The organism is Pseudomonas sp. 8_5_2, from assembly GCF_059295255.1.
Genome location: NZ_CM181238.1, coordinates 5,917,499 through 5,929,752, shown reverse-complemented (window position 1 = coordinate 5,929,752; position 12,254 = coordinate 5,917,499). Strand labels below are relative to the sequence as shown.

Below are 12,254 nucleotides of genomic sequence, written 5' to 3'. Positions count from 1 at the left end.
GGATATCCCCTGAGTTTGAAAGCCGGATGAGGCAAAAACAAACCGCCATTGTACCGGTCGAGCCGTCAGTTATCCACATGTGGACACGTTAGCAGTCATGACAAAACAGCCATTTATCGACGAAAACGGCTTATCGGCATTGTGCATAAGCTCTGTGGATAACCACCCATGAGGGCTATGCACAACCCCGAGCCGAGCTCTGTGGATAAAACCACTGTGGATAAAGCCCGTTTTAATCCACAGGTTGCGCCCATGAACGGAACAGGCGCAGCACCGGATGGCCACACAGTTGTAAAACTCTGTACACCACGTAAACCGTGACCTGAAAGAGGTTATCCACAGAAGGTTATCCACGTAAGATTTATAAGTTATTCAGAAAAGCTTTTTATATCTCTCTTCTTTTTTTCTCATGTTGTCCCTGATTCGCGTGTCCAATCAAGCACCCTGGGCAAGGACCGAGAAAAAGCACCGTCCATCACACGCCCTATAGGGAAAGGCTGGTTGGAAATTGACCTACGGGCTTGCTTTCTCTAGAATCGCCGGTCTCTTAAAAAGGGGGCCATCCCGGCCCGTCGTCGACAAACCCAGGTAACACGCCATGAAACGTACTTTCCAACCAAGCACCATCAAGCGCGCTCGCACCCACGGCTTCCGTGCCCGTATGGCTACCAAGAACGGCCGTGCTGTTCTGTCGCGTCGTCGTGCCAAAGGCCGTAAGCGTCTGGCCATTTGATTTTTCGGCACAGGTGGTGAGTCAGGACTTCAGTCGGGAAAAGCGACTGCTTACACCCCGACATTTCAAAGCGGTCTTCGACTCCCCAACCGGCAAGGTTCCAGGGAAAAACCTGCTGATCCTTGCTCGCGAGAACGGCCTCGATCATCCACGCCTCGGCCTGGTAATCGGCAAGAAGAGCGTCAAGCTCGCCGTTCAACGCAATCGCCTCAAGCGCTTGATGCGCGATTCCTTTCGCTTGAACCAGCACCTGCTTGCCGGTTTGGACATTGTGATCGTCGCGCGCAAGGGATTGGGTGAGGTAGAAAACCCGGAATTGCACCAACATTTTGGCAAGCTCTGGAAACGCCTGGCGCGCAGCCGGCCAACACCAGCAGTCACCGCCAATTCCGCAGGGGTAGACAGCCAAGATGCGTAAACTGGCACTCGTTCCGATCCAGTTTTACCGTTATGCCATTAGTCCTCTGATGGCCAGTCACTGTCGTTTCTTCCCCAGTTGCTCCTGTTACGCTTACGAAGCCATCGAAAACCATGGCCTCTGGCGTGGTGGGTGGCTGGCCGTTCGTCGCCTGGGGCGTTGTCATCCGTGGAATCACGGCGGTTTCGACCCCGTTCCACCCGCTCCTTCCTCCCGAACTTCTTCGATAGCCGAGTAATCATGGATATTAAACGCACGATCCTGATCGCCGCGCTGGCAGTCGTGTCCTACGTCATGGTCCTGAAGTGGAACGATGACTACGGCCAGGCTGCCCTGCCGACTCAGAATACTGCTGCCAGCACTGTTGCTCCGGGCTTGCCCGATGGCGTGCCGGCCGGTAACAACGGTGCCAGCGCCGATGTACCGAGCGCCAACGCCGAATCGAGCCCTGCCGAACTGGCACCGGTAGCACTCAGCAAGGACCTGATCCGAGTCAAGACCGACGTTCTGGAACTGGCTATCGATCCAGTCGGTGGTGACATCGTCCAGTTGAACCTGCCGAAATACCCACGTCGTCAAGACCACCCGAACATTCCATTCCAGTTGTTCGACAACGGTGGTGAGCGTGTCTACCTGGCACAAAGCGGCCTGACCGGCGCCAACGGCCCGGATGCCCGCGCCAGCGGCCGCCCGCTGTATGCGGCCGAACAGAAGAGCTACCAGCTGGCCGACGGCCAGGAACAACTGGTGGTCGACCTGAAGTTTAGTGACAACGGCGTAAACTACATCAAGCGCTTCAGCTTCAAGCGCGGTGAATACGACCTGAATGTCAGCTACCTGATCGACAACCAGAGCAACCAGGCCTGGAGCGGCAACATGTTTGCCCAGCTCAAGCGTGACGCCAGCGGCGACCCGTCCTCGAGCACTGCCACCGGTACCGCAACCTACCTGGGCGCAGCCCTGTGGACAGCTTCCGAGCCTTACAAAAAGGTCTCGATGAAGGACATCGACAAAGGTAGTTTGAAAGAAAATGTGTCCGGCGGCTGGGTAGCATGGCTGCAACACTACTTCGTGACCGCCTGGATTCCGGAAAAGTCGGACAACAACGTTGTCCAGACCCGCAAGGACAGCCAAGGTAACTACATCATCGGCTACACCGGCCCCGCCCTCAGCGTGCCTGCAGGTGGCAAGGTCGAGACCAGCGCCATGCTGTATGCCGGTCCGAAGATCCAGTCCAAGCTCAAAGAGTTGTCCCCAGGCCTGGAACTGACCGTCGACTACGGCTTCCTGTGGTTTATTGCCCAGCCGATCTTCTGGTTGCTGCAACATATCCACAGCCTGCTGGGTAACTGGGGCTGGTCGATCATCGTGCTGACCATGCTGATCAAAGGCCTGTTCTTCCCGCTGTCGGCTGCCAGCTACCGTTCGATGGCGCGCATGCGTGCCGTGGCACCGAAGCTTGCCGCGCTGAAAGAACGCTTCGGTGACGATCGCCAGAAGATGTCCCAGGCGATGATGGAGCTGTACAAGAAAGAGAAGATCAACCCGCTGGGCGGCTGCCTGCCGATCCTGGTGCAGATGCCGGTGTTCCTGGCCCTGTACTGGGTACTGCTGGAAAGCGTCGAGATGCGCCAGGCCCCATGGATGCTGTGGATCACCGACCTGTCGATCAAGGATCCGTTCTTCATCCTGCCGATCATCATGGGCGCCACCATGTTCATCCAGCAGCGCCTGAACCCGACGCCGCCGGATCCGATGCAAGCCAAGGTGATGAAAATGATGCCTATCATCTTCACCTTCTTCTTCCTGTGGTTCCCGGCTGGTCTGGTGCTGTACTGGGTTGTGAACAACTGCCTGTCGATTTCGCAGCAGTGGTACATCACTCGCCGTATCGAAGCAGCTACCAAAAAAGCTGCTGCCTGACGGGCTAGTGCGCTAGCCTGTGAATAAAAAACGCCCCCTAGTGGGGCGTTTTTGCTATCTGTCGTTTTTGTCGTAGAGGCTTTCGAGCATGAACACTGTGCGTGAAACCATCGCTGCCATCGCAACCGCTCAGGGCCGCGGCGGGGTGGGTATAGTCAGGTTGTCCGGCCCTCTGGCTGCCAGCGCGGGCCAGTTGATCACCGGCCGTACGCTTACCCCGCGCCATGCCCATTACGGCCCGTTCCGCGACGAGCAAGGGCTTGTGCTGGACGAGGGCATTGCGCTGTTCTTCCCCGGGCCTAACTCGTTCACCGGCGAAGATGTGCTGGAACTGCAGGGCCACGGCGGCCCGGTAGTAATGGATATGCTGCTGCAGCGCTGTGTACAAGTTGGCTGCCGGCTGGCGCGCCCAGGCGAATTCAGCGAACGCGCGTTCCTCAATGACAAGCTCGACCTCGCCCAGGCCGAAGCCATTGCCGACCTGATCGAGGCCAGCTCCAGCCAGGCGGCGCGCAATGCGCTGCGCTCGCTGCAGGGGGAATTCTCGAAACGTGTGCACAGCCTGACCGAGGCGTTGATTGCCCTGCGCATCTACGTCGAGGCTGCGATCGACTTTCCCGAGGAAGAGATCGACTTCCTTGCCGATGGCCATGTGCTGTCGATGCTCGATGCGGTGCGCGGCGAGTTGTCCACCGTCCAGCGCGAGGCCGGGCAGGGCGCCTTGTTGCGCGATGGCATGACCGTGGTTATCGCCGGCCGGCCGAATGCGGGCAAGTCCAGTCTCTTGAACCAGTTGGCCGGGCGCGAAGCGGCCATTGTGACCGATATCGCCGGCACCACCCGGGACATCCTGCGCGAACATATCCACATCGACGGCATGCCGCTGCATGTGGTCGATACTGCCGGTTTGCGCGATACCGATGACCATGTGGAAAAGATCGGCGTGGAACGCGCCTTGAAGGCCATTGGCGAGGCAGACCGCGTGCTGTTGGTGGTCGACTCGACCGCACCGGAGGCCAGCGACCCGTTTGCCCTGTGGCCCGAGTTTCTCGACCAGCGGCCAGACCCGGCCAAGGTCACGCTGATCCGCAACAAGGCTGACCTCAGTGGCGAGCAGGTAGCGCTGGAACTCTGCGATGACGGCCACGTGACGATTACCCTCAGCGCCAAAGGGGACGACGCAGGGCTGCAGCTACTGCGTGATCACCTCAAGGCCTGCATGGGCTACGAACAGACTGCAGAGAGTGGATTCAGCGCCCGCAGGCGCCATCTGGACGCCTTGCGCCAGGCCAGTGGGCACCTGGAGCATGGCCGTGCACAACTGACCCTGGCGGGCGCTGGCGAGCTGCTGGCCGAGGACCTGCGCCAGGCACAACATGCCTTGGGTGAAATTACCGGGGCATTCAGCTCCGACGACCTGCTGGGGCGGATTTTCTCCAGTTTTTGTATCGGTAAGTAATCCACAACCCCGCAAAACCATCAGCCGCTCCCGGAGGAGCGGCTTTTTTTTGCCTGAAATTTATCCATTTTCCGTCCTGGCCGATCGGCGCCGGGTCACTCGAGCTGTCTTCGAGCGTGATTATCACCTTGGACAGGACGCTATACGGGCACGTTTTTTATTCACAAGCCGGAATTTTAGCGCGGGAGCCCTGTGGAAAACCTTACCTCAGCCCCGTTGATAAGCGGGCTTTTTTTCTGAGGGTAAAACGGCCTGTGCATAAATAGCCATTTAATCCACAGGCTAAATCCGCTTATCCAGAGCCCTCAGGGTACTCCAACCACAGGGTTTAATTTCTCTCTACATGGCGAGAATAAAGGGATACAGGACTTTATCCACAGATATGCATGTGTATAAGAATAAACATAAAAACAAAGCTTTTATAAATCTGTTCTGTTGATTTCTGTTGTGCGCCACTCATCCACAGCCTGGTCAAAATTTGCTCAGACGGTTTCTTTAAAGGGGCTGAAGTCCCTATACTTGTCGGCTTACCTTCTCTATTCGCAAAAACAGGCACGAGGTGCGTGGTGGATTTCCCTTCCCGTTTTGAAGTGATCGTCATCGGCGGCGGCCATGCCGGTACCGAGGCTGCGCTTGCGTCTGCACGCATGGGTGTTAAAACCCTGCTGCTGACCCATAACGTGGAAACCCTCGGTCACATGAGCTGCAACCCCGCCATCGGCGGTATTGGCAAAAGCCATCTGGTCAAAGAGATCGATGCCCTCGGTGGTGCCATGGCGTTGGCCACCGACAAGAGCGGCATCCAGTTCCGCGTTCTGAACAACCGCAAGGGCCCGGCGGTACGCGCCACCCGAGCACAGGCCGACCGCGCCATCTACAAGGCAGTGGTGCGCGAGATCCTGGAAAACCAGCCGAACCTGTGGATATTCCAGCAGTCCTGCGACGACCTGATCGTCGAGCAGGACCAGGTCAAGGGCGTGGTCACCCAGATGGGCCTGCGTTTCTTCGCCGACTCGGTGGTCCTCACCACCGGTACTTTCCTCGGCGGCCTTATCCACATTGGTCTGCAAAACCACTCAGGCGGCCGCGCCGGCGATCCACCTTCGATCGCCCTTGCCCACCGCATGCGTGAACTGCCGCTGCGCGTCGGCCGCCTGAAAACCGGTACCCCGCCACGCATCGATGGCCGTTCGGTGGACTTCTCGGTAATGACCGAGCAGCCCGGCGATACGCCGATCCCGGTGATGTCGTTCATGGGCAATGCCGAAATGCACCCGCGGCAGGTGAGTTGCTGGATTACCCACACCAACGCCCGCACCCACGAGATCATTGCCTCGAACCTCGACCGTTCGCCGATGTACTCCGGTGTGATCGAAGGGGTCGGGCCACGCTATTGCCCGTCGATCGAAGACAAGATCCACCGCTTCGCCGACAAGGAAAGCCACCAGGTGTTCATCGAGCCGGAAGGCCTGACCACCCATGAGCTGTACCCGAACGGTATCTCCACTTCGCTGCCGTTCGACGTGCAGCTGGAGCTGGTGCGTTCGATCCGCGGCATGGAAAACGCCCACATCGTGCGCCCGGGCTATGCGATCGAGTACGACTATTTCGACCCGCGTGACCTCAAGTACAGCCTCGAGACCAAGGTCATCGGCGGCCTGTTCTTCGCCGGCCAGATCAACGGCACTACCGGTTACGAAGAGGCCGGGGCCCAAGGCCTGCTGGCCGGGACCAACGCTGCGTTGCGTGCCCAGGGCCGCGAAAGCTGGTGCCCACGCCGCGACGAGGCGTACATCGGGGTGCTGGTCGACGACCTTATCACACTGGGTACCCAGGAGCCGTACCGCATGTTCACCTCGCGAGCCGAGTACCGGCTGATCCTGCGCGAAGACAACGCCGACCTGCGCCTGACCGAAAAGGGCCGTGAACTGGGCCTGATCGACGACCAGCGCTGGGCTGCCTTCTGCGCCAAGCGCGACGGCATCGAGCGTGAGGAACAGCGCTTGAAAACTACCTGGGTGCGGCCCAACACCGAGCAAGGCCAGGCCATTGTGGATAAGTTCGGCACGCCGCTGAGCCACGAGTACAGCCTGCTCAACCTGCTGGCCCGTCCGGAAATCGACTACGCCGGGTTGATGCAAGCGACCGGCGGGGAACCGATTGATCCACAGGTTGCCGAACAGGTCGAGATCAAGACCAAGTACGCCGGCTACATCGACCGTCAGCAGGACGAGATCGCCCGTCTACGCGCCAGTGAAGACACCCGCTTGCCTGTGGATATCGACTACACGACGATTTCCGGCCTGTCCAAGGAAATCCAGGGCAAGCTCGGCCAGACCCGCCCAGAGACGCTGGGCCAGGCATCGCGTATCCCGGGCGTCACGCCGGCGGCGATTTCCCTGTTGCTGATTCACTTGAAAAAACGCGGCGCTGGCCGCGAATTGGAGCAAAGCGCTTGAGTTCCCTGGTCACCCCGCAACACGCCGAAGAGTTGTCCACAGGTGCGAACCAACTCGGTATCGACCTGAGCGAAGCGAATCACCAGCAGCTGCTTGGCTACCTGGCCCTGTTGATCAAATGGAACCAGGCCTACAACCTGACCGCCGTGCGCGACCCGGACGAGATGGTCTCGCGCCATCTGCTCGACAGCCTCAGTGTCATGCCGTTTATCCACAGCGAGCGCGACAACTGGCTGGATGTCGGCAGCGGCGGTGGCATGCCCGGTATTCCGTTGGCTATCCTGCACCCGCACAAGCGCGTGACAGTGCTGGACTCCAACGGCAAGAAAACCCGCTTCCTGACCCAGGTGAAAATGGAGCTCAAGCTGGACAACCTGACGGTTATCCACAGCCGGGTCGAAGCGTTCAAACCGACGCAACCGTTCGACGGAATCATTTCCCGTGCCTTCAGCAGCATGGAGAACTTCACCAACTGGACACGCCATCTGGGCGACACCGGGACGCAATGGCTTGCAATGAAGGGGCTGCATCCTGCCGATGAACTGGTAGCATTGCCCGCAGACTTCACAGTGGAAAGCGAACAGGCCCTGACCGTTCCGGGTTGCCAGGGCCAGCGCCATCTGCTGATACTGCGCCGCAAGGCATGACTGGGAACACGCGCATCAATGGCTAAGGTATTCGCAATCGCGAACCAGAAAGGTGGTGTGGGCAAGACCACCACCTGTATCAATCTCGCTGCTTCGCTGGCCGCGACCAAACGTCGTGTGCTGCTGATCGACCTCGATCCGCAAGGCAACGCCACCATGGGCAGCGGTGTGGACAAGCACGAGCTCGAGCACTCGGTCTACGACCTGCTGATCGGGGAATGCGACCTGGCTCAGGCCATGCATTACTCCGAACACGGTGGTTTCCAGTTGCTGCCGGCCAACCGTGACCTGACCGCCGCCGAAGTGGTGTTGCTGGAAATGCAGGTCAAGGAAAGCCGTCTGCGCAATGCGCTGGCGCCAATCCGCGAGAACTACGACTACATCCTCATCGACTGCCCGCCGTCGCTGTCGATGCTCACCCTCAACGCCCTGGTCGCTTCCGATGGCGTGATCATCCCGATGCAGTGCGAGTACTACGCGCTGGAAGGGCTCAGCGACCTTGTGGATAACATCAAGCGCATCGCCGCCCGGTTGAACCCGGAGCTGAAGATCGAGGGCTTGTTGCGGACGATGTACGATCCGCGCCTGAGCCTGAACAACGATGTCTCGGCGCAGCTCAAGGAGCACTTCGGTCCGCAGCTGTACGACACGGTGATCCCGCGCAACATCCGCCTGGCCGAGGCCCCCAGCTTCGGCATGCCGGCCCTGGCCTACGACAAGCAGTCGCGTGGCGCGCTGGCGTATCTGGCCTTGGCTGGGGAACTGGTCCGCCGTCAACGTCGTCAATCCCGCACTGCACAAACAACTTAAGGAATCCGTATGGCCGTCAAGAAACGGGGTCTCGGACGTGGGTTGGATGCACTGCTCAGTGGTCCTTCCGTCAGCGCGCTCGAAGAGCAGGCTGTGAAGATCGACCAGAAAGAACTGCAACACCTGCCGGTCGAGCTGATCCAGCGTGGCAAGTACCAGCCACGACGGGACATGGACCCGCAGGCGCTGGAAGAGCTGGCGCACTCGATTCGCAGCCACGGCGTGATGCAGCCGATTGTGGTGCGCCCCATCGGCGACAACCGCTACGAGATCATCGCCGGTGAGCGCCGCTGGCGCGCTACCCAGCAGGCCGGCCTGGACACGATCCCGGCCATGGTCCGCGAAGTGCCCGACGAGGCTGCCATCGCCATGGCGCTGATCGAGAATATCCAGCGCGAAGACCTCAACCCGCTGGAAGAGGCCATGGCGCTGCAGCGCCTGCAGCAGGAGTTCGAGCTCACCCAGCAGCAGGTGGCCGACGCCGTGGGCAAGTCACGGGTAACCGTGGCCAACTTGCTGCGCCTGATCACCCTGCCGGAAGCGATCAAGACCATGCTCGCCCACGGTGATCTGGAGATGGGCCACGCACGTGCATTGCTCGGCCTGGACGAAAGCCGTCAGGAGGAGGGGGCGCGTCATGTTGTCGCACGTGGCCTCACCGTGCGCCAGACCGAGGCACTGGTGCGCCAGTGGCTCAGCGACAAACCTGATCCGGTCGAACCAAGCAAACCTGATCCGGATATCGCACGCCTTGAACAGCGGCTCGCAGAGCGCCTGGGCTCGGCCGTGCAGATCCGTCATGGCAACAAGGGTAAAGGCCAGTTGGTTATCCGTTACAACTCGCTTGACGAGTTGCAAGGCGTGCTTGCTCACATCCGCTGAAACAATTCCTGTTGTAGCGCGCAGTCGGAAATCACTACCGAAGAGTTGAATAGGGGTTAATCCACCCCTATACTCTGCGCGCATTTTGTCGGCACAAATTATGCCAAGTCATAACTGACTTGTTGGTCGACTTCCGAGGAGCAGGTTGATGGAAATCCGCACGCCAAACCGCCTGCCTTTCCATCGCTGGGCGGTTTTTCCGGTACTGCTGGCTCAATTTGTCGTACTGCTGCTGGCAACATTGGTGTTGTGGCAGTGGAAAGGGGTGGTCAGTGGATATTCAGGCCTTTGCGGAGGTTTGATTGCCTGGCTGCCCAATGTGTATTTCGCCTGGAAGGCTTTTCGCTTCAGCGGGGCACGGGCGGCACAAGCTATCGTCAAGTCGTTTTACGCTGGCGAGGCAGGCAAGATGATTTTGACGGCAGTGCTTTTTGCACTGACCTTCGCAGGAGTGAAGCCACTGGCGCCGCTAGCAGTATTCGGCGTCTTCGTGTTGACCCTTTGGGTCAGCTGGTTCGCGCCCCTGCTGATGAATAAAAGACTTTCGAGACCTTAGGGCGTTTGAGGCAACCATGGCAGAAGAAACCGCTTCGGGTTATATCCAGCACCACTTGCAGAACCTGACCTATGGTCAATTACCAGACGGCAGCTGGGGCTTTGCCCATTCGGCTGCAGAAGCCAAGGCAATGGGCTTCTGGGCGTTCCACGTGGACACCCTGGGTTGGTCCGTCGCGCTGGGTCTGATCTTCCTGTTCATCTTCCGCATGGCGGCCAAGAAGGCGACTTCCGGCCAACCCGGCGGCCTGCAGAACTTCGTTGAAGTGATGGTCGACTTCGTCCATGGCAGCGTGAAGGACTCCTTCCACGGCCGCAGCCCGGTGATTGCACCCCTGGCACTGACGATTTTCGTCTGGGTATTCCTGATGAACGCCGTCGACCTGATACCGGTCGACTGGATTCCTCAGCTGGCCATCCTGATTTCCGGTGACCCGCACATTCCGTTCCGCGCCGTGTCGACCACCGACCCGAACGCGACCCTGGCAATGGCCTTCTGCGTGTTCGCCCTGATCATTTTCTACAGCATCAAGGTCAAGGGCCTGGGCGGTTTCCTCGGAGAGCTGACCCTGCACCCGTTCGGCAGCAAGAACATCTTCCTGCAGATCCTGCTGATTCCGGTCAACTTCCTGCTGGAATTCGTCACCCTGATCGCCAAGCCGATCTCGCTGGCACTGCGTCTGTTCGGCAACATGTACGCCGGCGAGCTGGTGTTCATCCTGATCGCGGTGATGTTCGGCTCCGGCCTGCTCTGGCTCAGCGGCCTGGGCGTGGTGCTGCAGTGGGCGTGGGCTGTGTTCCACATCCTGATCATCACCCTGCAAGCTTTCATCTTCATGATGCTTACCATCGTCTACCTGTCGATGGCTCACGAAGATAACCATTAAGACCGCCTGGCGTGTCTGATAGCCTTCCCCGCCGGTTTGGGGGGAGGGCTTAAAAAGTCCGCAAGGGCATGCTGTACCTAACGATTTGTTTTACCGCTTCAAACTAAAAACCTAACCAATACGACGTAAAAGTCGGGAGGAAAGATGGAAACTGTAGTTGGTCTGACCGCTATCGCTGTTGCTCTGCTGATCGGCCTGGGTGCTCTGGGTACCGCCATTGGTTTCGGCCTGCTGGGCGGCAAATTCCTGGAAGGCGCTGCTCGCCAGCCAGAAATGGTTCCAATGCTGCAGGTCAAAATGTTCATCGTTGCCGGTCTGCTCGACGCCGTAACCATGATCGGTGTTGGTATCGCTCTGTTCTTCACCTTCGCGAATCCGTTCGTTGGTCAGATCGCCGGCTAATCACTCGTAACCACGAGTTGATGGCTGTGATGAATTAAGACCGAGCGAGGTGTTGGCGTGAACATTAATGCAACCCTGATTGGCCAATCCGTTGCCTTCCTGATTTTTGTACTCTTCTGCATGAAGTATGTATGGCCTCCGGTCATCACTGCTCTGCAAGAGCGCCAAAAGAAGATTGCCGACGGTTTGGACGCTGCCAACCGCGCAGCTCGCGACCTGGAGCTGGCCCAAGAGAAAGCGGGCCAGCAACTGCGTGAAGCTAAAGCACAGGCAGCCGAAATCATTGAGCAAAGCAAGAAACGCGCTGCTCAGCTTGTCGAGGAAGCCCGTGAACAGGCCCGCGTCGAAGCTGACCGTGTGAAAGCTCAGGCTCTGGCCGAGATCGAACAGGAACTGAACGGTGCCAAAGACGCCCTGCGTGCCCAAGTGGGTGCTCTGGCTGTTGGCGGTGCTGAAAAGATCCTTGGCGCCACAATCGATCAAAACGCGCATGCGGAGCTGGTTAACAAACTGGCCGCTGAAATTTAAGCGAGGGCGATCATGGCAGAACTGACCACGTTGGCCCGACCTTACGCTAAGGCTGCCTTTGAGCATGCCCAGGCCCATCAGCAACTGGCCAATTGGTCAGCCATGCTCGGCCTGGCTGCTGCGGTGTCGCAAGACGACACCATGCAGCGCCTGCTCAAGGCCCCGCGACTGACGAGCGCAGAAAAGGCCGCCACGTTCATTGACGTGTGCGGTGACAAGTTCAATGCACAGGCACAGAATTTCATTCATGTTGCCGCGGAAAACGACCGTCTCCTGCTTCTGCCGGAGATTGCCGCTCTGTTCGACCTGTACAAGGCCGAGCAAGAGAAGTCCGTGGACGTGGAAGTCACCAGTGCCTTCGCGTTGAACCAAGAACAGCAAGACAAACTCGCCAAGGTTCTCAGTGCACGGCTAGGCCAGGAAGTGCGCCTGCACGCGTCGGAGGATGCCAGCCTGATTGGCGGCGTCGTCATCCGCGCTGGTGACCTGGTAATCGATGGCTCTGTTCGCGGCAAAATCGCGAAACTGGCCGAAGCATTGAAATCTTGAGT

At 58.9% G+C, this 12,254-nt stretch carries 14 protein-coding genes; all 14 read left to right on the top strand.

What is annotated here, in order from left to right; all coding sequences use genetic code 11:
* Nucleotides 1-598: 598 nt before the first annotated feature.
* The 14 genes from rpmH to AC5O5R_RS27055 all read left to right on the top strand — a co-directional run bounded on the left by rpmH (nucleotide 599) and on the right by AC5O5R_RS27055 (nucleotide 12,252).
* Nucleotides 599-733: a 50S ribosomal protein L34 gene (gene rpmH / locus AC5O5R_RS27120; protein WP_003253163.1), complete on the top strand. Its 135-nt coding sequence runs from the start codon at nucleotides 599-601 to the stop codon at nucleotides 731-733.
* A gap of 13 nt (nucleotides 734-746) precedes the next feature.
* Nucleotides 747-1,151, top strand: coding sequence for a ribonuclease P protein component (gene rnpA / locus AC5O5R_RS27115; protein ID WP_172225124.1), 405 nt, complete (start codon nucleotides 747-749; stop codon nucleotides 1,149-1,151).
* A complete protein-coding gene (gene yidD / locus AC5O5R_RS27110) occupies nucleotides 1,144-1,389 on the top strand; it encodes a membrane protein insertion efficiency factor YidD (protein ID WP_172225094.1) in 246 nt (81 codons plus the stop codon). The genes rnpA and yidD overlap by 8 nt, the downstream gene beginning before the upstream one ends.
* 2 nt (nucleotides 1,390-1,391) lie before the next feature.
* A complete protein-coding gene (yidC, locus tag AC5O5R_RS27105) occupies nucleotides 1,392-3,074 on the top strand; it encodes a membrane protein insertase YidC (RefSeq protein WP_172225097.1) in 1,683 nt (560 codons plus the stop codon).
* A gap of 88 nt (nucleotides 3,075-3,162) precedes the next feature.
* Entirely contained in the window at nucleotides 3,163-4,533 is a 1,371-nt protein-coding gene (gene mnmE / locus AC5O5R_RS27100) for a tRNA uridine-5-carboxymethylaminomethyl(34) synthesis GTPase MnmE (RefSeq protein WP_494514880.1), read from the top strand.
* 566 nt (nucleotides 4,534-5,099) lie between these two features.
* Nucleotides 5,100-6,992, top strand: a complete 1,893-nt coding sequence (gene mnmG / locus AC5O5R_RS27095; RefSeq protein ID WP_172225103.1) for a tRNA uridine-5-carboxymethylaminomethyl(34) synthesis enzyme MnmG — start codon at nucleotides 5,100-5,102, stop codon at nucleotides 6,990-6,992.
* A complete protein-coding gene (gene rsmG, locus AC5O5R_RS27090; protein ID WP_172225106.1) occupies nucleotides 6,989-7,639 on the top strand; it encodes a 16S rRNA (guanine(527)-N(7))-methyltransferase RsmG in 651 nt (216 codons plus the stop codon). Before mnmG ends, rsmG begins: the two co-directional genes overlap by 4 nt.
* An 18-nt stretch (nucleotides 7,640-7,657) precedes the next feature.
* The gene (locus AC5O5R_RS27085; protein ID WP_012274913.1) at nucleotides 7,658-8,449 is read left to right on the top strand and encodes a ParA family protein; all 792 of its coding nucleotides are present in this window, start codon (nucleotides 7,658-7,660) and stop codon (nucleotides 8,447-8,449) included.
* Between the two features lie 9 nt (nucleotides 8,450-8,458).
* Complete coding sequence (locus AC5O5R_RS27080; protein ID WP_172225109.1) at nucleotides 8,459-9,331, top strand: ParB/RepB/Spo0J family partition protein; 873 nt, start codon at nucleotides 8,459-8,461, stop codon at nucleotides 9,329-9,331.
* A 148-nt stretch (nucleotides 9,332-9,479) separates the two neighbouring features.
* On the top strand, nucleotides 9,480-9,887 hold the full coding sequence (locus tag AC5O5R_RS27075; protein ID WP_172225112.1) for a F0F1 ATP synthase subunit I: 408 nt from the start codon (nucleotides 9,480-9,482) through the stop codon (nucleotides 9,885-9,887).
* A gap of 16 nt (nucleotides 9,888-9,903) precedes the next feature.
* Complete coding sequence (gene atpB, locus AC5O5R_RS27070; protein ID WP_172225115.1) at nucleotides 9,904-10,773, top strand: F0F1 ATP synthase subunit A; 870 nt, start codon at nucleotides 9,904-9,906, stop codon at nucleotides 10,771-10,773.
* A gap of 144 nt (nucleotides 10,774-10,917) precedes the next feature.
* A complete protein-coding gene (gene atpE / locus AC5O5R_RS27065) occupies nucleotides 10,918-11,175 on the top strand; it encodes a F0F1 ATP synthase subunit C (protein ID WP_003097235.1) in 258 nt (85 codons plus the stop codon).
* A gap of 57 nt (nucleotides 11,176-11,232) precedes the next feature.
* Entirely contained in the window at nucleotides 11,233-11,703 is a 471-nt protein-coding gene (locus AC5O5R_RS27060; RefSeq protein WP_172225118.1) for a F0F1 ATP synthase subunit B, read from the top strand.
* A 12-nt stretch (nucleotides 11,704-11,715) separates the two neighbouring features.
* A complete protein-coding gene (locus AC5O5R_RS27055; protein ID WP_003253191.1) occupies nucleotides 11,716-12,252 on the top strand; it encodes a F0F1 ATP synthase subunit delta in 537 nt (178 codons plus the stop codon).
* The last annotated feature ends 2 nt before the right edge of the window (nucleotides 12,253-12,254 follow it).

Bases quoted from the DNA above. Each gene is read 5' to 3' on its own strand.
- yidC (WP_172225097.1), top strand. From the start codon at position 1,392: ATGGATATTAAACGCACGATCCTGATCGCCGCGCTGGCAGTCGTGTCC.
- AC5O5R_RS27055 (WP_003253191.1), top strand. From the start codon at position 11,716: ATGGCAGAACTGACCACGTTGGCCCGACCTTACGCTAAGGCTGCCTTT.
- atpB (WP_172225115.1), top strand. From the start codon at position 9,904: ATGGCAGAAGAAACCGCTTCGGGTTATATCCAGCACCACTTGCAGAAC.
- atpE (WP_003097235.1), top strand. From the start codon at position 10,918: ATGGAAACTGTAGTTGGTCTGACCGCTATCGCTGTTGCTCTGCTGATC.
- AC5O5R_RS27075 (WP_172225112.1), top strand. From the start codon at position 9,480: ATGGAAATCCGCACGCCAAACCGCCTGCCTTTCCATCGCTGGGCGGTT.
- AC5O5R_RS27080 (WP_172225109.1), top strand. From the start codon at position 8,459: ATGGCCGTCAAGAAACGGGGTCTCGGACGTGGGTTGGATGCACTGCTC.
- yidD (WP_172225094.1), top strand. From the start codon at position 1,144: ATGCGTAAACTGGCACTCGTTCCGATCCAGTTTTACCGTTATGCCATT.
- AC5O5R_RS27085 (WP_012274913.1), top strand. From the start codon at position 7,658: ATGGCTAAGGTATTCGCAATCGCGAACCAGAAAGGTGGTGTGGGCAAG.
- rpmH (WP_003253163.1), top strand. From the start codon at position 599: ATGAAACGTACTTTCCAACCAAGCACCATCAAGCGCGCTCGCACCCAC.
- mnmE (WP_494514880.1), top strand. From the start codon at position 3,163: ATGAACACTGTGCGTGAAACCATCGCTGCCATCGCAACCGCTCAGGGC.